This is a genomic window from Botrimarina mediterranea, assembly GCF_007753265.1.
GTDB classification, from domain to species: domain Bacteria; phylum Planctomycetota; class Planctomycetia; order Pirellulales; family Lacipirellulaceae; genus Botrimarina; species Botrimarina mediterranea.
On sequence record NZ_CP036349.1, the window covers coordinates 713,320 to 738,558 of the forward strand.

Here is a 25,239-nt window from a genome sequence, read left to right on the forward strand (position 1 = left end):
TCTCGGCGCAGCCGAAGTGGATCCCCTTCCCCTTGATGGAGAGGGGCTAGGGGAGGGGTGAAACCCGGGTACCCGATTCGCCCCTCGCCTATCCGTGTTCCTCCTTTAAAGAGGACGGGGATTCTCCAGGCGCGCCATCACCTGGTTCTTGTGCGTGCCCGTGGCCCTCGCTGATTTCCTCACCGACCTCGATGCGTTCGAGTCCGACGCCGCCGCGGCGTTCGGCAACGCTGGCGATACGACGGCGTTGGAAGCGGCGCGAGTGGAGTTCCTCGGCGCCAAGGCGGGCCGCCTGAAGGCCATCCAGAAGGGCCTAGGAGGCCTTCAGAAGGCCGATAAGCCCGCCGGCGGTCAGAAGCTCAATGCCGTGAAGACGGCCGTAGAAACGGCCTTTATGGCCGCCCAGGAGCGTCTCGCGAGTGGCGCCAAATCGGTCGAGCGGGCTGCCTTCGACATCACGCTCCCCGGCCGCCCCCTGCGACGTGGCCGTCTCCACCCGATCACGCAGACGATCGAGCGGATGAAGGAGATCATGGGCCGCCTCGGCTTCACCGCCGTCGAAGGCCCCGAGATCGAAGACGACTGGCACAACTTCGTCGCGCTGAACATCCCCGAGATCCACCCCGCGCGCGACCCCCTCGATAACTTCTACTTGTCGGTGGGGTCGCACTTAGCCCCTGGTGAGTCACCGGGGGCTAAATATGAGGGGACGCCCGCCCTGGGCCCCGACGGCAAGCCCCTCTTGCTGCGCAGCCAAACCTCGACGGTCCAAATCCGCACGATGGAAGAGGCCGTCGCCTCAGCCGACGGTGGGACGCCGCCGCCGGTGCGGATCGTGTCGCTCGGGCGCGTCTACCGCCCCGACACGGCCGACGCGACGCACTACCCGATGTTCCATCAGATCGAGGGTCTCTGCATCGCCCCCGGCGTGACGATGGCCGACCTGAAGGGCGTGCTGCAGATGTTCTGGCAGTCGTACTTCGGTTTGGAGAGTAACGAACCCATCGAGGTCCGCTTCCGCCCGAGCTTCTTCCCGTTCACCGAGCCGAGCGTCGAGTGCGACATCTGGCACGACGGCAAGTGGATGGAGATCGGCGGCGCCGGGATGGTCGACCCCAACGTGCTGCGGGCCGTCGGCTACGACCCCGAAGAGGTCACCGGCTTCGCCTTCGGCCTCGGCATCGAACGCATCTGCATGCGGCAACACGGGATCACCGATATTCGCGACTTGTATGCGAACGACGTACGGTTCCTGGCTCAGTTCTGAAGATTCACCGCGGAGTGCGCGGAGGACGCGGAGAAGACGGAAGCGACTCTTCTTTCCAGCCGTTTCACTATATCGGGAATCAAGATGTCCGAGAGCGATATCGACTTGATCGAGTCGGAACTAGGCGTGGAGTTGCCTCCGGCTTACAGGTCATGGCTGCTCACATTGCCTTCCGAGTTCGATGACCCGACAAGTAAACGAATCTGGACAGAGATAGGACATATCTACAATCAACCCGAACAAATCATCGGCGAGTCGTTGAACTTTATCGATTCGGATTGTCTCTCGGATACCGAGTGGGAGGACTGGGATTTATCAGACTACATTGCTATCGGTGGTGATGGTTGTGGCAACTACTACATCATTGAGCGAGACGATGAAGACCCCGTCGTCCATCTGTTGAGCCACGATCCTCTTGGTATCGAAGAAGAAAAGTTTGCCTCCGTGGCCGAATATTGTGCGGCAATCGATCAGATAATCCGCTGACATCACTCCGCGTCCTCCGCGAACTCCGCGGCTAATCAATGATCGTCTCAACCGACTGGCTCGCCGACTACGTCGAACTCCCGAAGTCGATCGAGGACCTTACCGAGCGCCTCACGCTCGCGGGCCTGAACCTCGAAGAGTTCCACGCCGTTGGCGACGACACGGCGATCGACCTCGAAGTCACGAGCAACCGTCCCGACTGCCTCGGCCACATCGGCGTCGCGCGCGAGATCGCCGTCCTCTTCGGCGCGAAGCTCAAAAAACCTCAGCCGCAGCCGGCAGGCCGCGGCCGAAGCACTGAAACGCAAACCAGTGTTACGGTGTCTTGCCCCGACCTCTGCCCGCGTTACACGGCGCGACTCATCAAGGGCGTGAAGATCGGCCCCAGCCCCGCGTGGCTGCAAGATCGGCTGAAGACACTCGGCGTCGCGACGATCAATAACGTCGTTGACGTTACGAACTACGTGATGATGGAGATTGGCCAGCCGCTGCACGCGTTTGATTTCGCCAAGCTCCAGGGCGGCAAGATCATCGTCCGCAAGGCGGTCGCTGACGAGCCGTTCATGGCGATCAATCACAAGGAATACAAGCTTACCGGCGACGAGGTCGTCATCGCCGACGCCAATCGGCCCGTTGCGCTCGGCGGCGTGATGGGCGGCGCCGATACGGAAGTCTCGGACGCTACGGTGGACGTGCTGGTCGAGGCCGCCGACTTCGCCCCGCTCGCCATCCGCGCCGCCGCGCGGCGCCACGCGCTGCACAGCCCATCGAGTTACCGCTTCGAGCGTGGCGTCGATCCCGAGAGCATCGACTGGGCGAGCCGCCGTTGCTGCGAGTTAATCCTTGAGCTCGCCGGCGGCGAGTTGCAAGAGGGCGTCATTGATGTGAATCACCAGCCGAACGAGCGGACGTTCGACGAAGGCCGCGATCACATCAAGCTGCGCTGGCCGAGCATCGAGCGGCTGCTTGGCATCGCGATTCCAGCGGACGACGTTCGCAAGATCCTTACCGATCTTGGCTGCACCGAGACGCACAACTGCGACAAGTGCGTGAAGGTCGTTCCACCGACGTGGCGGGCGGACCTTTCGCGCGAGTGTGACCTGATCGAAGAGGTCGCCCGCATTTACGGTTACGACAAGATCCCCGCCGCGACGACGCTGCCGATCTTCCCGTCGGCGAAGCGGCGCGAAGACGTGGTGCTCGACCAGGTCCGCGCGGTGCTCATCGGCGCCGGCTTTGACGAGGCGTACACGCTCAGCGCGGTCGAGCCCGAGCTCGCCGACGCGTTCGCGCCGTGGTCGGGCGCCGTCGGGGTGAGCGGCTCGCTCTCAACCGGTATGGCCGTGCTGCGGCGGGCGAACGTCCTCCGGCAGAGTGTCGTGCCGAGTTTGCTGGCGTGTCGGCGCACCAACGAAACGCTGTCGAACCCCGTCGTCGAGCTGTTCGAGATCGCGAAGGTCTACCTGCCGCGCGAAGGGCAACTGCCGGCGGAGAAGCGGGTGCTCGCGCTCTCGTCGGGTGGCGGCTACCTCGAAATGAAGGGCGTCATCGAAGGCCTTGTCGCCGCGATCGCGCCGGCGGCCGAGTTGACGGTCGCCCCGGCCCGCGGCCCCGACGAGGGCGCTCTGCTCGACGGCGGCCGCAGCGCCGGCTATTTGCTGGGCGGCATTCCACTGTGCCTCTTCGGCGAAGTGAGCAAGGCGGGCCGCGAGCGTTTTGATCTGCGTGGCGCGTCGTCGGTGGCGGAACTCGACCTCGGGGTTCTGGTAGCCGCTGCTGAACTCGTTCGCACCACCAAGCCGCTCTCGAACTACCCGCCCGTGTCGCGCGACCTCAATATCGTCGTCGATGAAGTGACGCCGTGGGCCGCGATCGAAACTGCCGCGCGGAAAGCAGGCGGCGAGTTGGTAGAACAAATCGCGTTCACCGACGACACGTTCCGCGACGCGAAGCAACTGGGCGAAGGCAAGAAGAGCGTCGTCTTCCGCGTGCAACTCCGCTCAACGGCCGGCACGCTCACGAGCGACCAGGCCGACGCGGTGATGGGCCGCATCGTCGCGGCGCTCGAGGGCGAACTCGGCGGAAAGCTCCGCGCTTAGAAAAGTTTTGGAACCACGGATGGACACAGATGAACACGGATGTCTTCATCAGTGTTAATCCGTGTTCATCTGTGGTTCCTTCAATGAAATATCGTGTCGTCTTACATTCCAACTATTGCTGAGTTGCTTGAGGCGACGGCTAGTCGGTGCAGCGATAGAGCGGCATTGGGCTACTGGCAGGGAAACGATGTTAACTGGCTGAATTGGTCGCAGGTGGGCGTCGGCGCTCGCAATAAGGCCGATTGGTGGGAGGCTGTCGATGAGCCCCATCTTGGCTGGTCCGAGAAGAATCTTGAGCACCCGGTCTGGGACGCGCTTGCACTTCACTTAGCTCATTTGCGTCGAATCCCCGAGGGTGATCGGTATCGTAGTGAATACCCTCCAGAGCTATCGACAATCGTCGAGACCGCGGGCACTTCGGGTGAGCCTCGCGGCGTGATGCTTAGTGAGGCGAATCTGGCTTCGAACGCGATCGCGCTCAGCGAGGCGTCCGGCGGCGACGGGGATGAGTTGCGGCTTTCGTTTTTGCCGATGGAGCATCTTTACGCGCGGACTTGCGACCTTTACACGTGGGTCGTGCGGGGTTCGCGGCTCGTGCTGGCTGAGAGTCCGAAGACGGTGTTTCGTGACGCCAAGATTGTTAGGCCGACGGTGATCAATGGCGTGCCGTACTTCTTTCAGAAGGCGATCGATTTGGCGGACAAGGAGGGCTTGTCCCTTCGACAACTGCTCGGCGGTGAGATTAAGCGCTGCTACTGCGGCGGCGCTCCGCTGGCGCCGGCGGTTGAGCAGCGGTTCTTCGACGAGGGCGTGCCGCTCTTCACGGGTTACGGCCTCACCGAGGCGTCGCCCGTTGTGACGGTTAATACGCCGGCGGCTTACAAGCTCGGTACGGTGGGTCGTCCCTTGCCGGGTGTTGAGGTCCGCATTGCAAGCGATGGCGAAGTTCTTGTGCGTGGGCCGAATGTGATGCTCGGCTACTACAACGACCCCGAGGCGACCGCCGCGGCGTTGCGTGACGGCTGGCTCTACACGGGCGACCTCGGCGAACTCGACAGCGACGGCTTCCTCACAATCACCGGCCGTAAGAAAGAGTTGATCGTACTGGCGACCGGCAAGAACGTGGCGCCGTCACGCGTCGAGGCCCTGCTGTGCGCGTCGCCGTGGATCGAACAAGCGTGTGTCTTTGGCGATGGCGAGAAGGGCCTGCGGGCGCTCATCGTCCCCAACCCCCAGCGCCTCCGCGCCGAGATTAAACGCCGCCGCTTGTGGGTGTGGTCGAAACGCGGCGCGTTGCGGCATGCAGCGGTGCAGTCGCTCTACCGCGAAGTGATCGACGCGTGCCTCGCGGGCGCCGCGCGCGAAGAGCAGGTCCACTCGTTCACGCTCATCGGCCGCGGCTTCGAGCGCGAGCGCGGCGAGATGACGGCGAAGCTGAGTTTGCGGCGCGAGGTGATCGCGAAGAACTTTGCCCGCGAGTAAGCGCGAAGGGACGCTAATTGAGCGAAAATTGCTGGTGCGGTTCTATTGTGGGAGGGGTCTCCAGACCCCGATTACGCGCACCATGCCGACCACGGACAAGACACCGTAATCGGCGTCTGGAGACGCCTCCCACAGGTTGCTTCGCAACCTTACAGACGCTTAAGGGCCGCCACCACCGCCACGAGCTGCGCCTCGGCGTCGGCGAGCTTTGCCCGCTCCGCTTCGACGACTTCGGCCGGCGCGCCGTTGACGAACTTCTCGTTCGATAGCTTGCCCTTCACGCTGGCGACGTACTTCGTAAGGTTCGTCTGCTCTTTGGCGAGGCGGGCCTTCTCGGCTTCGACGTCGATGAACGCCGCCACGTCGACGTGCACGTCGATCGCGCCGAGCGGCTTGGTGACGACGATGTCGGGCGCCGCGGCGTCGGGGCCGATTGCCGTGGCCGTCGCGCGGGCCATCTGCGTGAAGTAGGGCTGCATCGGAGCGAGCAACTCGGCGGTCGCCTTATCGCAGCGGATCGTAAACTCGACGGTCTCCTTCGGCGGGATCTGCTGTCCCTGCCGAACCTCGCGCACGGCGCCGAGGACCGCTTGGAACTTGGCGAACTGCTCTTCGATGAGCGGGTCGATCGCTTTGGCGTCGCTTGAAGGCCAAGCCGCAACGCAAACCGATTCACCCGCCTCAGCCGCGGCCGGAAGGCCCCGGACCGGCGCGACCTCGTTCAGCAACTGCCAAACCTCTTCGGTGAGAAACGGCGTCATCGGATGCAGCAGCCGCAACAGCACGTCGAGCGCATGGGCGAGCACCGCTTGGGCGACACGTTTGTCGTCACCCTCTTCACTAAAGCGGGCCTTCGTCATCTCGATATAGAAACTACAGAACTCGTTCCAGGCGAACTCGTACAGCGTGCGGGCGGCGTCGGCGAAGCGGTACTCGTTGAGGGCTTGGGAGACCTCGGCGGTGACGGTGGAGAGTCGGCTGAGGAGCCAGCGGTCTTCGATGCGGAGGTTGTCCGTGAGGCTACCCGCGGCTAGCGCCGACGGCTCCTTTTTTGCGGTCGAAGGTGAGCCGTCGGCGCTAGCCGCGGGTGAATAACCTTCGAGGTTCGCCAGCGCAAACCGGCTCGCGTTCCAGAGTTTGTTGCAGAAATTGCGGCCTAACTCGAAACGCTCGCTGGTGACGGGGCCGCGCGCGAGCGCCAGGTCCTCGGGCTTCTCGGCCCACTGCGTGCGGAACGGCTTCTTGCACGAGGGGCATTCGACCGTCGGCTGGACGCGGTTCTTCTTCGTCTGCGGGACGTTCGTGTTGCAGTGTGGGCAGACGAACTCCACCGGCAGGCGGACGTCTTGCGTCTCGGTGGTGAGGTAGGCGATGCCGAACCGTAAGGCATCCGCGCCGAACTGCTCGATCACGTCGAGCGGATCGACGCCGTTCCCCTTCGACTTCGACATCGTCTCGCCGAAGCCGTCGAGGATCTTGGGGTGGATGTAGACCTCGGGGAAGGGGACGCCCGGCTGGTCGTCGCCGAGGGGCTTCAAGTACTCGCCCATCAGCACCATGCGGGCGACCCACAGCGTGATGATGTCGCGCGAGGTGACGAGCGTCGAAGTCGGATAGAACGCCTTTAGGAGGTCGGTCTGCTCCGGCCAGCCCATCGTGGAGAAGGGCCAGAGGGCGGAGCTGAACCAAGTGTCGAGGACTTCTTCGTCTTGGACAAAGCCTTGCGACTCTATTCTAGCTTCGCCTTCAGTGTCATTCGGTGCGATCGAAATGAGGGCATGAACTAGATCCTCCTTTGGATCAATTCGCCACTGCATAGACCTAGTCTCAGTTGACTCTTGTGAGGGGAAAGTTAGCGACTGCGACGCTATCTTTCTTCCTAGCAACTGCTCAAGTGAGGATGGGTCAGTAGGTGATGAGGCTGCGGTAGACCGTGCCCAAACCGGAATCCGGTGTCCCCACCACAACTGTCGGCCTACTGGCCAGTCGCGCTTCTCGCCAAGCCAATCGAGATAGCTCTTGCTGTAGCGTTCGGGGATGATACGGACCTCGCCGGACGATACGGCGTCCATTGCGGACTGGGCGAGCTCGTCCATCTTCACGAACCACTGGTCCGCGAGGTACGGCTCGATCGGCGTCTTGCTGCGGTCGCTATGAGCGAGGTCGATGAGTCGGTCTTCGACATCGGTCTCGGGGTCGTGGAAACCGGCGGCGGCGAGGTCCTCGATGACGGCCTTGCGAGCCTGCGGCATCGTCAGGCCGCGATACTTCGCCGGGACGCTCTCGTTGAGCGTCCCGTCGGGCTTCAAGATGTTGATCGCGCCGATCTCGGTGTGGCGCTGGTAGACCTCGTAGTCGTTCGGGTCGTGTGCGGGCGTGATCTTTACGCAGCCGGAGCCGAGTTCGGGCTTGGCCCATTCGTCGGCGATCAGCGGGATCTCACGATCACACAGCGGAAGCTTGAGCATCACGCCGCGCTTCGCCATGTCGCGCAGCTTTAGGAGCGTGGGGAGCACCGCTAAGCGGCGAGCCGCGAGGGCTTCGAGTTGCTTCTCGATCGGCGCCTTTTCCTTCGCAGGCGCGGCGGCGAGTTTCTCTTTGAGTTCGGCTTCGACCCGCTCGAGCTGCGCGGCGGGGTCGGGGTGAACCGCGACGGCCGTGTCGCCGAGCATCGTCTCGGGACGCGTCGTGGCGATCGTGACGTGCGTTGGTTCGCCAGCCTTCGGGTTGACTACCGGGTAATGGAACGACCAGAAATGCCCCTTGGTCTCCTCATGAAAGACCTCGTCGTCGGAGACGGCGGTCTGGAGGAACGTGTCCCAGTTCACGAGCCGCTTGCCGCGGTAGACCTTGCCGTCCGAGAAGAGCTTGAAGAACGTCTCACGCACCGCGCGGGCGCATTGGTCGTCGAGCGTGAATCGCTGCCGCTGCCAGTCGCACGACGCGCCGAGCTGCTTGAGTTGGCCGGTGATCCGCTTCTCGTACTGTTCCTTCCATTGCCAGATGCGATCGACGAGGCCTTCGCGTCCGAGGTCATGGCGGCTTTTGCCTTCCTCTTGCAGCAGCCGGCGCTCGACGACGGCCTGCGTCGCGATCCCCGCGTGGTCGGTGCCCGGCATCCAGAGGACTTCAAAGCCCTGCATCCGCTTGCGGCGGCAGAGGATGTCCTGGAGTGTGTTGTTGAGGGCGTGCCCGAGGTGCAGGGCGCCGGTGACGTTCGGCGGCGGGATGACGACCGAGTAGGGCTTCTTCTTGCCCGCCAAAACCGGCGCCGGGTCGGCGTGGAAATAGCCCTTGGACTCCCAGAAGGCGTACCACTTCTCTTGGGCGGCGTGGTGGTCGTAGGCGGCGGGGAGCGACTGGAGGTCGGTCTTGGCGGGCATCGTGACGCGAGCAGGGGGAATTAGACGGGATCGACAGGATCAACCAGGATCGCCGATTGGGGCCCAAACAACCAGCGGGGCCTTATTTTGTCGATGAACTCACAAGAGCCAAGCCGACAGCCCATATTTTAGGGAGTGGCTTGCTAGTGCGTCACGCCAGAAGCGAGTGAGTCGGGAGCCGAGCCCGGAATGTTCGGGAGAGCCGGGTGTCCTCAGTTCAATTGCCACCTCTGCTTCTGAGAGCCACCGTCTGACATTATTGGCGTCTGCGGCGCATAGAAGCCCAATCTCAAGAGCCGATCCTTCTCGAAACTGGAGGCGGATCCGAGGGGGGCGAAGGCTTGCTTCCCCGTCGTCGATTGAGACGTAGTCGACTTCCGACCAGACCCATTCCGACCTTCCCCAGAGGTATCGAAGCGGACCTCTGTTGAGCGAGTTTTTGAACTTCAATGCAATACGGTTGGAGTGAAATGTGGCAGCTTCACCGCACTCGTATTCGTAGCAGAGAACTAGACCAATACCTGCCAGCATGCAGGCGAACAACTGCTCCCACAAAGGGCGGTTCGCCCAGACTCTGTCAAAGGGAGTAATGGCCCAGAAGACCGAAGCGATTAGCAGCACAAGCGAGAAGCGAACCTTCATCCCTCGCCAGCGAAATAGATTGCAGGGATGCACGAGTGGCTCTCGGATGGCGAATCCCAAAGTGGACGCGCTCATCCTTCGTCTTTACAAAGTTTGTACTCGATCGAGTCGACGAGCGCTTCCCAGCTCGCCTGAATCACGTTCTCGTCCACGCCGACGGTGCCCCAGGTCTCGCCGTCGGACTCGTCGCGCGATTCGATTACGACGCGGACGCTCGCGGCCGTGGCGGCTTCGCTGTTGATGACGCGGACCTTGTAGTCCACCAGCGACATCTGGGCGAGCTTGGGGTAATGGGCCTTGAGCGCCTTACGTAACGCGGCGTCGAGGGCATTAATGGGGCCGTCCCCTTCGGCGACGCGGTGCTCGACCTCATCGTGCACGTGCAGCTTGACGGTCGCTTCGGTCGTGGCGCCGGCGCCCTGGTTTTCGCTGGTGACGTGGTACTTCTCGAGCGTGAAGTGCGGGACGAACGTGCCGGCGAGTTTTCGCACGAGCAGAGCGAACGACGCCTCGGCCGCTTCGTACTGGTAGCCGCGGTTCTCGCGGTTGACGATCTCTTCGAGGACGCGGTTCATCAGGTCAGCGTCTTCCGCGAGGCCGAGCTTCGTCGCGGTGGCGATGATGTTCGACCGGCCGGAGAGCTCACTCACGAGGATGCGGCGTTCGTTGCCGACGGTCTCAGGCGGGATGTGCTCGTAGCTGTGGGCGACGCGGTTGACGGCGTGGACGTGCATGCCCCCCTTGTGAGCGAATGCGCTGGGGCCGACGAACGGCTGGTTGATGCGCCGCAGGAGATTGCCGATCTCGTAGACGTAGCCGCTCAGCTCGCTGAGGCGGGCGATCTTTTTTGGGCTGAGGACTTCGTAGCCTTCCTTCTTAAGCGCCAAGTTAGCAGCGATGCTGATGAGGTCCGCGTTGCCGCAACGCTCGCCGAGGCCGTTGATGGTGCCCTGCACATGGACGGCGCCGGCGTCGACCGCGGCGAGCGAGTTGGCGACCGCCAATTCGCAGTCGTTGTGCGTGTGGATGCCCAGCGGCGTATCGACCGCGGCGGCGGCTTCCTTCGTGAACCGAGCGATCTCCTCGGGGAGCGTGCCGCCGTTGGTGTCGCACATGACGATGCGTAGTGCGCCCGCCTGCGCGGCGGCTTGGATCGTCTTCGCAGCGTAAGCAGGGTTGCTTTTCCAGCCGTCGAAGAAGTGCTCGCAGTCGTAAACGACCTCGCGGCCTTGCGAGACGAAGTAAGCGATCGTCTCGGCGATCATGTCGATATTTTCTTGCTCGCTGACGCGGAGCACCTCGGCCACGTGAAAGTCGCTGGTCTTGCCGACGATCGTGACGACAGGCGTCTCGCTATGAAGCAAGGCCTTCATGCCCGGATCATCAGCCGCCTTCACGCCGCGGCGGCGCGTCATGCCGAACGCGCAGGCCTTCGAGTTCTTCAGCGGTTCTTTCTTGAGCCGTTCGAAGAACTCGGCGTCCTTGGGATTGCTGAGCGGGAACCCCCCCTCAATGAAATCGAACCCCATCTCGTCGAGCCGACGGGCAATCAGCACCTTGTCGTCGAGCGAGAAGTTGACGCCCTCGCCTTGGGCGCCGTCGCGGAGGGTCGTGTCGTAGAGTTCGATCTTGGTCATACCGCGTACTTTCTGCCATCTAGCTGGGGGCGGGCCGCCGCACGGGCGCCGCAAGCCACGATTCTAACCCGAGCCGCTCCGCGACACACGGGCGCAGGATTTCCACGGGCTGCGTGGCGGCGGGCTCAGGCGGCCGAGCGTGTCGGTTCGGCCGCCTTGGCCGTGGCGTCTAAAGACTCCGCCTCGGGAGAAGAGGTTCGCGGAGTAGCTGCTCGGCGGAGTTGATCGGCCACCTCGACCAATCGCCCGCAGCGGATCAGCCCGCCCCAAGCGTCGCGAAACGCCTTGCAATAGAGGGTCGGCGACCTAGCGAACAGCCGGAGTCGCACCAGGGCCCAGCGGTAGTGGATTCGCGCCTTCGCCACAGCCCAGTCCGGGCCGAAGAGCCAGTTCGGCGTCGCGGCGAGCGTTCGACCCGCTTGGCGGAACGCCTCGGCCAGTCGGCCCCGGCTCAGAGCTTTCACCGAGGCGGCGAAGCCCGAGCCGATCGCCACGGCCGCCCCGCGCCGGCCGTACTTCGCTCGCTGTTCCCAGTTGCGGCAGGCGGGGAGTCGATCTAGCAGAGGGCTATGTGGGTTCTCCGCGCGGAAACGCACCTCCATCCGGCCGAATTCGAGGAGCGGCGCCCGCAACTCGGCGAATGAGCCTTCGTTCCCGTGCAACACCCGAGCCTCCTCGATCATCCGCGACGGCACGCCGGCTTGCGACATCGCCGCGCCGAAGAGCAGCGACGCGTAGTGACCGTACTGATCTTGAAATCCGCCAAGCGATTTCCACAAGCATCTTTTAACGAGCGTGCCACGGACCACCATCGTGTCCCACCCCTGCGCGAGGCGGCGGGGTAGTTCGTCGTCAAATAGGCGGTCGATCGTTTCCGGGAACCGCCCGGCGTAGAGTCCGCCACTGGCGAGCACGGCGGTCGGAGGGTCGCTCGTCTCGATCTCACGCAGCACCGCCGACAAGCAGTCCTCTTCCGCGACAACGTGCGACTCCGTGAACAGTAGCGCCGGAGCCCGCGCCGCCTCCGCCGCGGCGTTGTAGCTGCTGAAGAGATTGCCGGACTCCGATCGCAGCAGCCGATCTTGTTGCCGGAGCATCGAGCTGATTTCTTGCTCGAGCTCGGGCTCGCTGCCATCGGCAACGACGATGAGTTCGCAGCGTGCCAAGGAGGCTGAGTCCTGAGCGAGCCACGAGCTGATTGCAGCGATCGCCACGCCGCGGTGTTCATCGAGTGGCGCCACCACGCTTAGCAGTGGCGGGGTTGCATCAAGCGACATGCCTGTCCGCCTCCGATTGCGGGCGCCGCCGCAGTCGTTGCTGGAACCGGTCGAGTGCAATCACAACGGGGTCCCACCTCTTCGTCTTGCGGCCGTAGAGCGAAAGCTGACTCGGGTTGAGGAACTGCCGACCATAGCCACGTTGCCGCATTCGGCGATGGAGAACAACGTGCTCGCAGTCCTCGCCGCCGTAGGTGGCGGAAAGAAAGGCCTCGGTGCGGTAGAAGCCCATGCCGCCAAAGCAGGAGTAGACCGGTTGCAGCGGGTCGCCGAGGCGCCACGACAAGAGGTTGCCTTCCCGGCCGGAGACTTCGTCGTACGATCCCTCGCTGCGGTAAGCCCAGGTGTCGTAGTGCAGCGGCACGTACGGGCTGAGCCGCCGGCGCTGGATAATCACACCGTAGGAACCGACGAAGTCCCATCCTGGGGAGCCGAAGGTGTGCGCGACGCCGTCTTCGAGCCAGCCGCCTGCGAGGTCGAGGTCCAGGACGCAGACGTAATCGACGCCGGCCCAGTTGTCGCGGACATACCGCTGGCACTGCGTGCGGTAGCTTGCCATCGATGCCGCCCGCGTCAGGCAGCGCAGTGGGGGGTGAGTCGGGTCGCCGAGTTGCTCGCTCTGCACGTGGACCCGCTCGTTGGCGGCCGCCCAGACCCTCAGCATGTCCGGTGTCAGATCGGACGAGTCATTCTCGTAGACGAAAACACGGTAGTCGGCGAAGCCACCGCCAAGTCGTTCGATCCGCTCGATCGTCGCAGGGAGATGACCTGCAACATTACGCGCCAATCCAACAACCGCGCAGGTGCTGCACGCCATCTCTCGATGACCCAATTCGATGCGGCGTCGAAATTGCGAGATGCTGGATGGTGAGGGACGGAACCGACCACTGATTGACTCAAGGCGCTTTGCGTCGTCCCAGTCCATTGGCGGCGGCTTGGAGCAAGAACATCCCCTCGGCCCTCGCAATCCGGCCTAAATCAACACGAGGCCGAGGCGAAATCTGAGCGGCGACGTGTGAAAAAAAGAGAGAGACCCTTTAATTGGAATTCGGCAACGACCACGTCGAGGATTAGGCAAAATTTGCGGCCTTCGTTCGCTAGCAGTCGAAGGCGGTGATCCAATAGAAACGCGAAAGCCCGCGAGGCAATTGCCTCGCGGGCTTTCGTTGTTGCAGTGTCGGACGAAGACGTGACTCATCCCTGGTAAATCACAATCGCCCCGCCGTGAGCGCGGAACACCACAGTAGCGGTGAAACCGCAATCCCAGACGATGTCGACCTTGCCGCGGCCCAGCAGGCCGGGCCTGGCGTTGCAGACCCGCGGGGCGCCGGTGCAGCACGCCGGGACACACAGCGGCACTTCGTAATGGGCGCCGGTGCAGTCGGCCGGATTGTCGACGCAGACCGCGGTGTTGACGCCGGGGCCGTAGCAGCGGTAGGCCCGCTTGGCTGACAGGGTGGTGCGATAATCGACGACGTTGATCGGGCAGCAGACCGGCCCGGCGGGCGCCGGGGCATGCTCGGCAACCACGACGGAGGGGGCGGGCTCAGCCGAGGGTTGGGCAGCGGGCTCGGCAGGGGTCACGACGACCGACTGTTCGACGGGCGACTGTTCGACGGGCTCTTCAACCGGCGCCGCGGGCTCGGTGACCTCAGCCACTTCGGCGACGGGCTCTTCGGTCAAGGGCTCGTCAGCCAAGGGCACGGATTCGGTCGGAGCCTCTGGAACCGAAGTCTCCGGAGCGGCTTCTGCTGGCGCGGGTGGCGTCGGCTCGGCGGGGGTCTCAAGAGTCGGGGGGGCGTCGGCAGCGGCTTCGACCGCTTGCTGGGCGTCTGCGGCCGGCGCCTCGACGGCGGGCTCGTCGGGCGTCTGGGCGACAACGCCAAGCGTGGCCGTCGCGGCAAGGGCTAGAGCTAAGGCGAAGCGGGAAAACGGCAGCGTCATGGGAGGCCTCTTCGTAGGAGTGACACGGGTGAGGTGCTCCTACGATTATAGCGGATTCCGTGGCCATTTGCGCTCTAAACCTGGCCACGAAGCCGCTGAAAAGGCCGCTAACTTAGCCCTCTCTCGAGGCATAAGTCGGCCGTCGGCCGGGCCTTAGGCGCTGTCGGCGAGCCGATCGCTCTGAGGCTCCTCGTCCTCATCCTCCTCGTACTCCCATTCGTCGTCGCCTTCTTCCTCGTCGGCCTCGTCCTCCTCGCCTTCGGCCTCCTCACCCTCCTCGGCGTCTTCCTCCTCGTACTCGTATTCCCACTCGTCGTCACCTTCCTCCTCATCCGACCCATCCTCTTCGCCCTCGGCTTCTTCCTCGGGCTCTTCTTCATCGACCTCTTCGTACTCCCACTCGTCCTCTTCGTCGGAGGCCTCGTCGTCCTCGGATTCCTCGGCGTCCTCCTCGTGATCGTCGGCCGCTTCCTCTTCGACTTCTTCTTCTGCTTCGGCGTCTTCATCTTCCCACGGCGCGGCGTCGGCGGGGGCAGCGGCGCTGGGGGCGGCCTTGATCACCGGGGCGGCGGGCGCGTCGTCCGAGCCGCCGGCGGTCATCGCCTCCCACTCTTCCATCGAGATCACCACCTCGCGCGCCTGCGAACCGTTGTACTCGCCGACGATGCCGTCCTCGGCCATAAAGTCGATCAGCCGCGCCGCGCGGCCGTAGCCGATGCCCAGGCAGCGCTGCAGCAGCGACACGCTGCCGCGGCCTTCGCGCACCACCACATCAACCGCGGCTTCATAAAGGTCATCACGGTTCTTCAACGCCGGCGGCGTGCTGGCTTCGATCGCCTCCTGCTCTTCTTTCGTCTTGAGCTGCATCAGCTCGCTGGCGAACCGTTGGTCGTCGGCGCCGACACCGACGAAGTCGACCACGCCGGTGATCTCGTCGTCCGACACATAAGTGCCCTGACCGCGGAGCAGCATGCTCGTGCCTGGCGACAAGAAGAGCATGTCACCGTTGCCGAGCAGCTTGTCCGCGCCCATCTCGTCGAGCACGACGCGGCTGTCGGTGCGGCTGGCGACCTGGAACGCGATCCGCGCCGGCAGGTTCGACTTGATCAGGCCGGTGATGACATCGACGGTGGGCTTCTGCGTCGCCAGGATCAGGTGGATCCCGACCGCCCGGCTCTTCTGCGCGAGGCGGATGATGTGCGTTTCGACGTCCTTGCCGACCGTCATCATTAGGTCCGCGATCTCATCCGCAACGATGACAATGAACGGCAGTTGCTTCGGCACGAGCGACCATTCGGCGTCGTCCATCGGCTGGCCGTCGGCCATGGCGAGCCGTTCACGCAGCTCTTCTTCAGTGAGCTGGTTGTAGGTGGAGATGTGACGCACGCCGGCCCGCGCGAGCAGCGAGTAACGCTCCTCCATCTTGTCCACCGCCCAGCCGAGGATCGCCTCGGCCTTCTTCATGTCGGTGACCACCGGGTGCATCAGGTGCGGCAGCTTCCGGTAGCCGGAGAGCTCGACCATCTTCGGGTCGATCATCAGCATGCGGACCTCGTCGGGCCCGCGCGTCATGAGGATCGACGTGATGATCGAGTTCAGACAGACCGACTTACCGGTGCCCGTACGACCCGCGATCAACAGGTGAGGCAGCGCCGCCAAATCGACGACCATCGGATTGCCGGCGACGTCCTTGCCCAAGAAGATCGGGATCTTCATCCGCCGGGCTTGGCCGTCGGTCTCTTCGATCACCTCGCGCAGACGGACGACCTGCCGAGTGTCGTTGGGCGCCTCGATGCCGACGGTGTTCTTGCCGGGGATCGGCGCGACGATACGCACGCTCGGCGCGCGGAGCGCAATCGCCAGGTCGTCCGACAGGCCGGTGATCTTCGAGAGCCGTAGGCCCGGCTCGAGCTCAACCTCATACTGCGAGATAACGGGCCCGGTCTCGACCTCGACGACCTTGACGTTGAGGTTGAAGCTCTGGAACGTCTTTTCGAGGATTTTCGCTTTGCGGCGGACCTCCTTCTCGTGCTGGTCGTAAGAGATCTCTTCGGGCGGCAACAAGAGATCGATCGGCGGCAGTTCGTAATCGCTGGCGTACTCGGTGCGCAAGTCCGCCTTATCGAGCGACTCGAGAATCTCTTCCCGCTCACTCTTAGCCTTGGGTTTCCGAACCGCCACCTTCTCTTTCTCTGGCGGCGCCTCAACGTGAGCCGCGTCGTCCCCGACCGCGGCGGACTCACCAGAGGCAGCGTCTTCCTCGTCCGCTCCCGCTTTCCCCCGCAACGCCCCCGCAATCATCCCCCCCACCGCCGCCGCGGCGCCGGCCAGCTTCGTCGCGGGCGTCGAGATCGCAGGCCCTTCATCTTCGGCCTCGTCTTCCTCTTCGTCTTCGTACTCCCACTCATCTTCGTCGGATTCGGCCTCGTCGCCTTCCTCCACTTCGTCCTCAACTTCTTCGTCCCATTCCTCCTCGGCGTCGGCGCCGTCCGCTGCTTCTTCGCCAGCGACGCCATCAAGGTCCGTGCGAAGCCCCGCCAGACGCTTCACGCCCAGCTTCTCGGTGACGGCCTGCGTCAGCTTACCAGCGGCGACCAGCGCGGTCCCCGAGACGCTCGCGGTCTGCGCGGCGGCGCGGAAGACAACGTAGTCGGACGCCAAGATCAGCCCCGACACAAGCATCACCGCCGCGATCAGCAGCGAACCCGCCGTTGCGAAGTTCGCGCTGAGCCACGTCTGCACCATCGCCCCGACGTAGCCGCCGGCGCCAACCAGCGGCCCGGGCGACCAGCCTTGAAACACGATCGCCGACGCCGTCGAGACGCCGACCAGTGACAACGCCCAGCCGAGCGACCTCAAGACGGGCTGGTCGATCTCACGCTTGCCCACCAACAACCCTGCGACGACGCCGAGCGTGCCGGCCGCGTAGTAGGCGCCGAGGCCGAGCATCTCGATCAACGAGTGGGCGACCCACGCCCCCGCGGCGCCGCAGCCGTTGTGGACCTGCTCCACCGGCGGCCAGACGCGTCCCCCCGGCGGATCGGCCGGGTCGTAAGTCACGAGCGCGATCGCCACGAGCATCGCCACAGCGGCGAGCGTGAGGGCGACCACGTCGAACTTCGGACTACGGTCTTCGAACAACAGGGGAGTGGCTGGAGGCTAGAGGCTAGAGGCTAGACCTTTGGGGGCAGGGCATGAGCCGTGTCGACCCGACCACGGCGCGCACCACCTCCGCATCGCTTAACGATCGGCCCCCCTAGCTCACGCCCAAGAGGCAAATCGCCGGCGCCGCTAGCAACGTTGAAAAACGTGCCGGCGTCACAACCGGCGCCACACGGCTGACACTCCCAGCCGGCACTAGTAGCAAACTCCCGCTGCGGCGGGCCGCCGCGCCTGCTAGAACGCCTGCTCTGGTCTATTCCCCGAATGAGAACTCACCGTACGCATGCGATGCTGCACGTTAGCCGCCGTCGGCGTTGTGATCGTGGCGGCGATTGTCATCGGGGGCGCCCTCGCTCGGGCCGAAGTACCGTCGCCGGCGTTCCGGTCGTTCTTTCAAATCGGGGCCACGCCAGGTTATTGCTCTACCGACGAAGTGTCGGGCAACACGGCGTCGCTATCTTTATCGACTATCGAGGTCGGAGCCGCTTATAGCCTCTCCAATGATGTCTTTGCAGACAGCCAGAGCGACTGGGACATGGTCGCCGTAGGCAACGATACTCGCTTTGCCGACGACCTCAACGGAAACGGCAGCCCCGGAGTGGTGAGGCTCTATGACGACCCGGATGGCGATGGGCTGATTGCGTATCACGAAGCCAGCTTCATTCTCTACGACGTCGGGAATGTGTTTTTCAATCGCATCGAAGCGACGGAGACTTTTAAGGTTAGCGGCGGCGAGTTGATGAAGCAGCACGTGCTGTTCGGCGACGCCGGCGCCAATTCGCTCTTGACCGGTTGGCGCGGTGAAGCCCTCATGGACGGGGTCGCTGTCTCGGGTGGAGACGAAGTGGTTGGCAATTGGCGCTCGCCAGCCGAGGCCCACAGCACAGGCGTCCGCCGCGCGCTCGAAACCACCAAGTTCGCCGCGTACACAACCTTCGGCCTTCGCTACGCCAAACTCGAAAGCGATTTTTCGTTTGTTGGCACCGGAAGCATCCTGGGAACGACCTGGGTCGCCACGCAGGTTGATCACGACCTGATCGGACCGCAGGTCGGAATCGGCGCCGTCGCCGAGAGCGACATCTGGCGGTTCGAGTCGGTGCTGTTGACGACGCTCGGCTACCAGCGGATCGACTACCGGCAGCAGAGTGTCTTCGGCGAAGAAGTGATTCCCGGAGCGCTGAACCGACCTGCGACCGCTCGCACTACCGATACCTTCACCGCGTATGGCGAAGAGCATGTCGCGTGGCTCAACGAAATACGCTTAATGGCGAGCTGCCGACTGACGCCCTACTTGCGGATCGATGGCGGCTGGCGTGGCGCGCTCGCCACGCAGTTCCACAACGCCACCCTCGCGACCGCGTGGATCGCCCCCGACTTCGGCGTCTACCCCCGCGACGGCGAAACCCTGTTCTACGACTACTGGACGCTCGGACTGACGTACGAGTTTTAGAACGCGTTCGCATTTAGAGAGCCCCGGAGGGGCGGCAGCGCGTAGCCAGGGGCGCAAGCCCCTGGAAGTGCTCGATCGACGTAGAAGCCCCGGAGGGGCGACAGCAACTTGGACGCGACGCTGCTGTCGCCCCTCCGGGGCTTCCACAGAATGTCTCGACTTGCCCCAGGGGCTTGCGCCCCTGGCTACGCGCTGCCGTCCCTACGGGACTACTTACTACTTAAACACATGCGTCGGCTGCAAACGCCCGTTGCCGCGGGGCTTCATCAGAGCGATCAGCCGACCGCTGGCGTCGAACGCCGCCATTTCGTCCCCGCGGGGCGCCTTGGGGCGATCGAGAAAGCGCCCGTTGTGAAGCTCTTGGACCTCGGTGTAACTCACCTCGATCCGCGGCAAGTTGGAAACCGCCAGCGCGGCCGGTAAGAGCAGGGCGGTGACGGTTTCCTCGTCGAGGGCGTCCATGTGCAACGCATCCTCAACGCGGAACTCGCCGATCTCGGTCCGCTCTAGCGCCGACATCACCGCCGCGGTGCCGAGCGAGTTAGCGAGGTCGCGGCCGATTGCGCGGACGTACGTCCCGCTGCCGCAGTGGATGTCGAGCACCAACTCGGGATACTCATAACGCACGGCCGACAGCTCGTGAACACGAATGCGTCGCGGCTGCATGTCGGGCGCGGCGCCGGCGCGGGCGAGGTCGTAGGCCTTCTCACCGCCGATCTTGATCGCGGAGTAGGCCGGCGGGGTCTGTTCGATCTCGCCAACAAAGTTCGGCAGCGCCGCTTCGATCTCCGCGAGCGTCGGAATCGGAGCGTCGGGCAGCTCTTCACTCGGCAACTCGATGTCGTCGCTCGGGCTGCGGCGGCCGAGGAGGAACGTGCCACGGTAACGCTTCGGCTGCCGCTGGACTTGTTCAATCAGCCGCGTCGCGGGGCCAACGCACAGCACAAGAACGCCCGTCGCGATCGGATCGAGCGTCCCCGCGTGCCCCACCTTCGCGGCCTTCTCGCCGGTCGCCTTCGCGTGCTGCTTCAAGAGCCACTGCACGCGGTTGACCACGTCGCGCGACGTGACGCCGGCGGGCTTGTTGATGTTGAGCAGACCAAAAAGACTAGCCACTTAGAAGATTGGTTGTGAAATGACGAAGCAAGAATGACGAATGACGAACCTCTCGGATGGATCACGACGCAGCCGACAGGTTCGTCATTCGTGCTTCGTCATTCGTCATTTCGATGCTAAAGCACGACCGCCAACGCAAACCCATCATGCCCCTTCGCCCCAACCGTCTGCACGACCGTTGAAGTGACGCGTGGCTCGTGTTCGAGCATCTCGATCAAGCGGCGGCAGCCGAGGACGTCCTCGTCGCGGCTTTCGGAGTCGGCGAGCTTGCCGCGGCGGACGACGTTGTCCACGACGATCAGGCTGCCGGGCCGCGTTAGCTTGAGGGCCCACTGGAAGTACTCGGGGATCGACGGCTTGTCGGCGTCGATGAACACCAAGTCGAACGGCCCGGCGCCCTCGGCTTCCAACTGCGGCAGCGTATCGATCGCCATCCCGACGCGTAGGTCCACCGAGTCGATGACGCCGGCGTTCTGGAGGTTCGACTGGGCGACCGTGGCGTGGTGCGGGTCGGCTTCGAGCGTCACGACGCGGCCGCCGTCGGGCAACGCCCGGGCGAGCCAGATCGTGCTGTAGCCCCCCAGCGTGCCGACCTCGAGCACCTTGAGGGCGCCGACAGATTTCGCCAAGACATGTAGCATCTGCCCCTGCAGCGGCGAGACGGCGATCTCCGGCAGCCCCGCCGCGACGCTGGACGCTAGAGCGCTGCTGAGGGCGTTGTCGTGCCCGGCGAGACGGGGGGCGACATAGTCGTCAACGGCAGCCCAGGGTTCGTGAGACATGCGTCAGGGAGCGAAGAGGGGTCAGTGTACGAGCGGCTTTGAATAAAGGATAACGGAGGGACGACAGGGGCGGCAGCGTCCCGCAGAAACCTTGCAATGTTGATTGTGGGAGGGGGCTCCAGACCGCGATTACGGTATCCCTACCGAAGCGGCCCCTACCGAAACGGTATGGTGCGCGTCATCGGCGTCTGGAGACGCCTCCCACAGTTTGAAGACATGATTTTGCGAGACGATCTCAACCTCAGCCGATTGTGAGAAGCCGACTTGGCCGAAGCCGACAAATCTGACGAACCCGTTGCCGAAGAAACCCTCGCCGAGGTCGCCGCCCGTTGCGGGCTGGGCTTCTCGCGCGAGGCGATGTCGCGCCTCGACAACTATCGCCAGTTGCTGTGGGACTGGAACGAGAAACTCAACCTCACCCGCCACACGACGGTCGAGAAGTTCGTTACGCGCGACCTGTTCGACACGGCGCAGCTCTCGTTATTGATCCCTAACGGCGAGAAGGTGCTCGACATCGGTTCCGGCGGTGGTGTGCCCGGTATCCCGCTGGCGATCTTACGGCCCGATCTCAAAGTCTACCTCTGCGAGTCGGTCAACAAGAAGGCGAACGTCCTCTTCGACATGGTCGAAAAGCTGGGCCTCGACGTGACGGTTTACGCCGCGCGGGTCGAGGCCGTTGTCGAACGCAGCTCGCAGGCGCCGAAGTTTGACACGCTCATCGCGCGGGGCGTCGGCCCGCTGTGGAAGTTCATGTTCTGGTTGCGACCTCACCACGAGCAGTGGAAGCGGCTGGTGTTGCTCAAGGGCCCGAGTTGGCCCGATGAGCGCGGCGAAGCGCGGCACCGCGGGCTGATGAAGGGCTTCGACCTTCGCCGCATTGCCGAGTACGAGAACCCTCATAACGGCGCCGTTACAACCGTGCTGACCGTCACCCGGGCTGAGAAGCCCGCGTCTGGCAAGCCGGGCAAGCGGCGCTAGTTTTATTGAATGTAACAGTTGTGTATCCGCTGGCGCCCCGCAAGCAATCCTTTGCTGGCCAACCGGCGGATGCTCCGGTAGATTGGCGGTGTCGATGTTGTCGCGGCCGGTGTCGGCCGACCCCTACGACTCCGTCTCATCACGAAGGAGAACCCCATGGCCGACAAGCCTGAAACCCCCGAATCCAAGCCCGCCCAAGCCCAACCCGAAACCGCCGCGCGTCAGCGTGTCGAGGTCGAGGACAAGGACGCGGTCTGTCTTTACGCCAACTTCTGCCGCGTGACCGGCACCCCCGAGGAGTTGATCCTCGACTTCGGCCTCAACTCGCAGCCCTACGGCGTGCCGACCGAGCCCGTCCAGGTCAAGCAGCGGATCGTCACCAATTACTTCACCGCCAAGCGGATGCTCCAGGCCCTGCACCTCTCGGTGCAGAGGCACGAGCAGGCGTTTGGCGTGCTCGAGACCGACGTCCAAAAGCGCGTCGTCAAACAGCAGAACTGAAATCAGTAGTCAGGTATCAGGAGTCAGTAGTCAGGGCGTGCTACCGCACGGATGAGCTGACATCTCCTGACTACTGATTACTGACCCCTGACGACTGGTCGATCCGGTTGAAACGATTCTTCCGGCAGTCGGGCGGCCAGCGCGCCTCAGCGTGACCTACGTTTGTAGCGGCCCGGGAACCGTGGTTCCCGGGCCGCTTTTTTCGTTGGTTGGCTGGGGCAACTTGCTGTGCGATCGATCTACCTCGACTACAACGCGACCACCCCTCTGGCGCCCGTGACGCAAGAGGCGATGCTGCCGTACCTGGCGGACCGCTTCGCCGACCCGCTCGGTGAACACACGGCCGGCCGCGTGGTCGCGGAGGCGATCGAAGACGCTCGCGCGAAGCTGGCGATGGCGATCGGCGCCGCGCCAGACGAGATCGTCTGGACCTCCAGCGGCACCGAGGCGTCGAACCTCGCGCTCCGCGGCTTGGTCGAACCCGTCCTCCGTGCCGGCGAGACGCCGCACCTGATCGTCTCCGCCGTCGATCACGCCGCTGTCCAAGGCCCGGCGAGGTTCTTGTCACGGCTCGGCGCCGACTTAACCGTCGTTGAAGTGGACAAGTGCGGACACGTATCGCCCGACGCGATCACCGAAGCGCTGCGGCCCTCGACGCGGCTCGTGAGCGTCGTCCACGCCAACGAAGAGATCGGCGTCGTGCAGCCGATCGCCGAGATCGCGACGATCTGTCGGAGCGAAGGCGTCCTCTTCCACACCGACGCGGCGCAGTCGCTGGCGAAGCTGCCGCTCGATGTTCGCGAACTCGACATCGACCTGATGAGCCTCTCGGCCCACAAGGCCTACGGCCCCAAGGGCGTCGGCGCGCTGTACGTGCGACGCGGCGTCCCTGTCGAGCCGCAGCTCTGGGGCGCAAGCCACGAGTCGGGCCAACGCGCCGGCATGCCGAACGTCGCCGGCCTCGTCGGCTTCGGCGCGATCGCCGGCGTCGCCCAGCAATGCCTCGGCGATTCCACGCAGCGCTTGCGGACGCTCACCAATCGACTCGAACAACGATTGATCGCCGGCGCCGAAGACTCGCGTCTCTACGGACCCTCCATCGAACACCGGCTGGCGGGAACGCTCTGCGTCGCCCTGCCGCGTGTCGCGGCAACGGACCTACTCGCCGCCGTGCCCGAGCTCTGCGCCGCCTCGTGTGCGAGTGGCGACCCCAGCGTCGGCGTTTCCCTCAGCCCAACGCTCCGCGCCATCGGCGCCGAACCCGCCGAGGCCGCCGGGGCGATGCGCCTGTCGCTCGGTTGGTACACCGAAGAATCGGAGATCGAAACAGCCGCCGACGCGCTGCTAGCGGCGTGGGAACGCCTGCGGTCGTAGTTCGCCTCGCCCGGTGCTGGATCGAAGAACCGGACGCTAAGGCGTGCCGGCTGATGTTGACAGGCAATCTTCATCAGCCGCGGGGCCTCAGCCCCCGGTTCGGCCCTTCATCCGTGCCCCGCCGTGTAATCCGTGGTTCCTAACACTCAGCCGCCCGCTTCGATCATCCGACTCTTGGCCATCGCGTCTTCCGCCATTTGGATGAAGCTCGTGTCACCGGTTCCCGCGTAGGCGCGTTGGTAGGTGACGCTCAGCGCCGTGTAGCTGAAGGCGTCCTTCGGTTCGAGCTCGCAGACCCGTTGGGCGTGTTGGATCGCCTTGTCGTGGGCCCCGAGTTTCTGCTGCACGACCGCCATGGCCGAGTGGGCCAGGGCGTACGAGTCGTCTGCGGCGATCGCCTCGGTGAGCTTGGCGGCCGCGCCTTCGAGGTCGCCGGCGGCCTTCAGCTTGTCGGCTTCGTCGTACAGGGCGATGGGATCGGACATGGTAGCGGAGCGTTTCTGGAGGCGGGGGCGTGCTAGCAGGTGCGGCGAATCGGCGTTCTTCAAGACCGATCTGGACCGCGACAGGCCTTTGATTGTAGGAGAGACGCCGCGAGGAGGCAGGGGTCCTAGGGCGGCTCGGGAGAATCACCCGATCCGGCTCACACGGCGCCGCCACGCCGTCCGATACCAACGGCTGGCGACGCTGTGAGAAGGAGCTCACAGTCCCTCCGCCAAGGGCCATCGCGGCTCTGCAAGCTAGCACGCCAGCAAAAGCGGGTTTCCCCGTGTCGATACACCCAAGCGCGGTTGTTGATCCGACGGCTCAGATCGGCCGTGACGTCGAGATCGGTCCCTTCGCCATGGTCGAGGCCGGCGCCGAGATCGGCGACCGCTGCAAGCTCGGACCCCGCTCGACCGTGAAGTCGGGCGTTACCCTCGGGTGCGACAACGCGCTCTCGGAAGGGGCGGTCCTCGGCGGCCTTCCCCAGCTCGCCGCCCCAACCGGCCCTCCGGGTCGGCTCGTTGTTGGCGACCGCAACGTGTTCCGTGAGAACGTCACGGTCCACTTGGCAATGACTGAGCAGGGCGTCACCCGCATCGGCAACGACTGCCTGCTGATGGTCGCGTCGCACGTCGCCCACGACTGTGTGGTGGCCGACCGCGTCATCCTCACGAACAACGTGATGCTCGCCGGCCACGTCACCGTGGGCGAGCGGGCCTTCCTCGGCGGCGGCAGCGCCGTCCATCAGCACTGCCGCGTCGGCCGCATCGCGATGGTCGGCGGCATGGCCCGCATCGTCCAAGACGTGTTGCCGTTCGTCACCATCGATGGCGACACCGGCGCCGTGGTCGGACTCAACCGCGTCGGCCTCCGCCGCTCGGGCATGAGCCGCGAAGAGATGGCCGAGATCAAAGAGGCCTACCGGATCATCTACCGCAGCGGCGAGTCGTTCGCCGACCGCTTGATGATGCTCTCCGAAAGGTTCCAGGAGGGGCCCGCTGCCGAGCTCGAACCGTTTCTTCGCGACACGTCGCGTGGCTACGCTCGCGAGAGACGCTCTCCGCCGGGCGGCACGATCCGCGTAATCGACGACGCGATGGACGCTCCCGTCCTCGAGATGACCGAGCAAAAATCGAAGCGCCGCGCGGGCTGAAGCACCGCTTCGTGGCGAGC

18 protein-coding genes are annotated in these 25,239 nt (G+C 64.3%); 9 read left to right on the top strand and 9 right to left on the bottom strand.

Annotation, left to right across the window (positions count from 1 at the left end; all coding sequences use genetic code 11):
- The first annotated feature begins 160 nt into the window (after window positions 1–160).
- From pheS to Spa11_RS02850, 4 genes are all read left to right on the top strand, one after another.
- Entirely contained in the window at window positions 161–1,267 is a 1,107-nt protein-coding gene (gene pheS, locus Spa11_RS02835; RefSeq protein ID WP_145107126.1) for a phenylalanine--tRNA ligase subunit alpha, read from the top strand.
- A gap of 84 nt (window positions 1,268–1,351) precedes the next feature.
- The gene (locus tag Spa11_RS02840; protein ID WP_145107136.1) at window positions 1,352–1,753 is read left to right on the top strand and encodes an SMI1/KNR4 family protein; all 402 of its coding nucleotides are present in this window, start codon (window positions 1,352–1,354) and stop codon (window positions 1,751–1,753) included.
- A 38-nt stretch (window positions 1,754–1,791) separates the two neighbouring features.
- A complete protein-coding gene (pheT, locus tag Spa11_RS02845; RefSeq protein WP_145107147.1) occupies window positions 1,792–3,852 on the top strand; it encodes a phenylalanine--tRNA ligase subunit beta in 2,061 nt (686 codons plus the stop codon).
- 93 nt (window positions 3,853–3,945) lie between these two features.
- Window positions 3,946–5,334: an AMP-dependent synthetase/ligase gene (locus Spa11_RS02850; protein ID WP_197529691.1), complete on the top strand. Its 1,389-nt coding sequence runs from the start codon at window positions 3,946–3,948 to the stop codon at window positions 5,332–5,334.
- A gap of 149 nt (window positions 5,335–5,483) precedes the next feature.
- Here the strand turns inward: Spa11_RS02850 and Spa11_RS02855 are convergent, their stop codons facing one another.
- The 6 genes from Spa11_RS02855 to Spa11_RS02880 form a co-directional block, all read right to left on the bottom strand.
- Window positions 5,484–8,717, bottom strand: coding sequence for a valine--tRNA ligase (locus Spa11_RS02855; RefSeq protein ID WP_145107165.1), 3,234 nt, complete (start codon window positions 8,715–8,717; stop codon window positions 5,484–5,486).
- 713 nt (window positions 8,718–9,430) lie between these two features.
- On the bottom strand, window positions 9,431–10,996 hold the full coding sequence (cimA, locus tag Spa11_RS02860) for a citramalate synthase (RefSeq protein ID WP_145107173.1): 1,566 nt from the start codon (window positions 10,994–10,996) through the stop codon (window positions 9,431–9,433).
- A 125-nt stretch (window positions 10,997–11,121) separates the two neighbouring features.
- The gene (locus Spa11_RS02865) at window positions 11,122–12,273 is read right to left on the bottom strand and encodes a glycosyltransferase family A protein (protein WP_145107176.1); all 1,152 of its coding nucleotides are present in this window, start codon (window positions 12,271–12,273) and stop codon (window positions 11,122–11,124) included.
- The gene (locus Spa11_RS02870; protein ID WP_145107179.1) at window positions 12,263–13,090 is read right to left on the bottom strand and encodes a glycosyltransferase; all 828 of its coding nucleotides are present in this window, start codon (window positions 13,088–13,090) and stop codon (window positions 12,263–12,265) included. The genes Spa11_RS02865 and Spa11_RS02870 overlap by 11 nt, the downstream gene beginning before the upstream one ends.
- Before the next feature lie 377 nt (window positions 13,091–13,467).
- Window positions 13,468–14,217: a hypothetical protein gene (locus Spa11_RS02875; RefSeq protein WP_145107182.1), complete on the bottom strand. Its 750-nt coding sequence runs from the start codon at window positions 14,215–14,217 to the stop codon at window positions 13,468–13,470.
- 153 nt (window positions 14,218–14,370) lie between these two features.
- On the bottom strand, window positions 14,371–17,358 hold the full coding sequence (locus Spa11_RS02880) for a DNA translocase FtsK (RefSeq protein ID WP_145107187.1): 2,988 nt from the start codon (window positions 17,356–17,358) through the stop codon (window positions 14,371–14,373).
- A gap of 304 nt (window positions 17,359–17,662) precedes the next feature.
- Between Spa11_RS02880 and Spa11_RS02885 the strand changes: the two genes are divergently transcribed.
- Window positions 17,663–18,829 (top strand): hypothetical protein, encoded by a 1,167-nt coding sequence (locus Spa11_RS02885; RefSeq protein WP_145107194.1) that lies wholly within the window; start codon window positions 17,663–17,665, stop codon window positions 18,827–18,829.
- Between the two features lie 216 nt (window positions 18,830–19,045).
- Here Spa11_RS02885 and truB read toward each other — a convergent pair whose 3' ends face one another.
- Both truB and Spa11_RS02895 read right to left on the bottom strand, forming a co-directional pair.
- Window positions 19,046–19,945 carry a tRNA pseudouridine(55) synthase TruB gene (gene truB, locus Spa11_RS02890; protein ID WP_145107197.1) on the bottom strand — a complete coding sequence of 300 codons (900 nt, stop codon included), beginning with the start codon at window positions 19,943–19,945 and terminating at the stop codon, window positions 19,046–19,048.
- 116 nt (window positions 19,946–20,061) lie between these two features.
- Window positions 20,062–20,727, bottom strand: a complete 666-nt coding sequence (locus Spa11_RS02895; protein ID WP_145107203.1) for an O-methyltransferase — start codon at window positions 20,725–20,727, stop codon at window positions 20,062–20,064.
- 264 nt (window positions 20,728–20,991) lie between these two features.
- Here Spa11_RS02895 and rsmG point away from each other — a divergent pair, with 264 nt between their 5' ends.
- The 3 genes from rsmG (at window position 20,992) to Spa11_RS02910 (ending at window position 23,580) form a co-directional block, all read left to right on the top strand.
- The gene (gene rsmG, locus Spa11_RS02900; RefSeq protein ID WP_145107208.1) at window positions 20,992–21,705 is read left to right on the top strand and encodes a 16S rRNA (guanine(527)-N(7))-methyltransferase RsmG; all 714 of its coding nucleotides are present in this window, start codon (window positions 20,992–20,994) and stop codon (window positions 21,703–21,705) included.
- 156 nt (window positions 21,706–21,861) lie between these two features.
- Entirely contained in the window at window positions 21,862–22,206 is a 345-nt protein-coding gene (locus tag Spa11_RS02905; RefSeq protein ID WP_145107219.1) for a DUF3467 domain-containing protein, read from the top strand.
- 228 nt (window positions 22,207–22,434) lie between these two features.
- Window positions 22,435–23,580 (top strand): cysteine desulfurase family protein, encoded by a 1,146-nt coding sequence (locus Spa11_RS02910; RefSeq protein ID WP_197529692.1) that lies wholly within the window; start codon window positions 22,435–22,437, stop codon window positions 23,578–23,580.
- Window positions 23,581–23,726: 146 nt separating this feature from the next.
- On the opposite strand, the gene Spa11_RS02915 is transcribed toward Spa11_RS02910, so the two are convergent.
- Window positions 23,727–24,065 carry a scaffolding protein gene (locus tag Spa11_RS02915; RefSeq protein ID WP_145107228.1) on the bottom strand — a complete coding sequence of 113 codons (339 nt, stop codon included), beginning with the start codon at window positions 24,063–24,065 and terminating at the stop codon, window positions 23,727–23,729.
- A gap of 284 nt (window positions 24,066–24,349) precedes the next feature.
- On the opposite strand from Spa11_RS02915, the gene lpxA reads away from it, so the two are divergent.
- On the top strand, window positions 24,350–25,219 hold the full coding sequence (gene lpxA, locus Spa11_RS02920; RefSeq protein WP_197529693.1) for an acyl-ACP--UDP-N-acetylglucosamine O-acyltransferase: 870 nt from the start codon (window positions 24,350–24,352) through the stop codon (window positions 25,217–25,219).
- Window positions 25,220–25,239 lie beyond the last annotated feature (20 nt).

Coding starts and splice junctions, on each gene's coding strand:
- Spa11_RS02840 (WP_145107136.1), top strand. CDS start 1,352: ATGTCCGAGAGCGATATCGACTTGATCGAGTCGGAACTAGGCGTGGAG.
- pheT (WP_145107147.1), top strand. CDS start 1,792: ATGATCGTCTCAACCGACTGGCTCGCCGACTACGTCGAACTCCCGAAG.
- Spa11_RS02855 (WP_145107165.1), bottom strand. CDS start 8,717: ATGCCCGCCAAGACCGACCTCCAGTCGCTCCCCGCCGCCTACGACCAC.
- cimA (WP_145107173.1), bottom strand. CDS start 10,996: ATGACCAAGATCGAACTCTACGACACGACCCTCCGCGACGGCGCCCAA.
- Spa11_RS02865 (WP_145107176.1), bottom strand. CDS start 12,273: ATGTCGCTTGATGCAACCCCGCCACTGCTAAGCGTGGTGGCGCCACTC.
- Spa11_RS02870 (WP_145107179.1), bottom strand. CDS start 13,090: ATGGCGTGCAGCACCTGCGCGGTTGTTGGATTGGCGCGTAATGTTGCA.
- Spa11_RS02875 (WP_145107182.1), bottom strand. CDS start 14,217: ATGACGCTGCCGTTTTCCCGCTTCGCCTTAGCTCTAGCCCTTGCCGCG.
- Spa11_RS02885 (WP_145107194.1), top strand. CDS start 17,663: ATGCGATGCTGCACGTTAGCCGCCGTCGGCGTTGTGATCGTGGCGGCG.
- Spa11_RS02895 (WP_145107203.1), bottom strand. CDS start 20,727: ATGTCTCACGAACCCTGGGCTGCCGTTGACGACTATGTCGCCCCCCGT.
- Spa11_RS02905 (WP_145107219.1), top strand. CDS start 21,862: ATGGCCGACAAGCCTGAAACCCCCGAATCCAAGCCCGCCCAAGCCCAA.
- Spa11_RS02915 (WP_145107228.1), bottom strand. CDS start 24,065: ATGTCCGATCCCATCGCCCTGTACGACGAAGCCGACAAGCTGAAGGCC.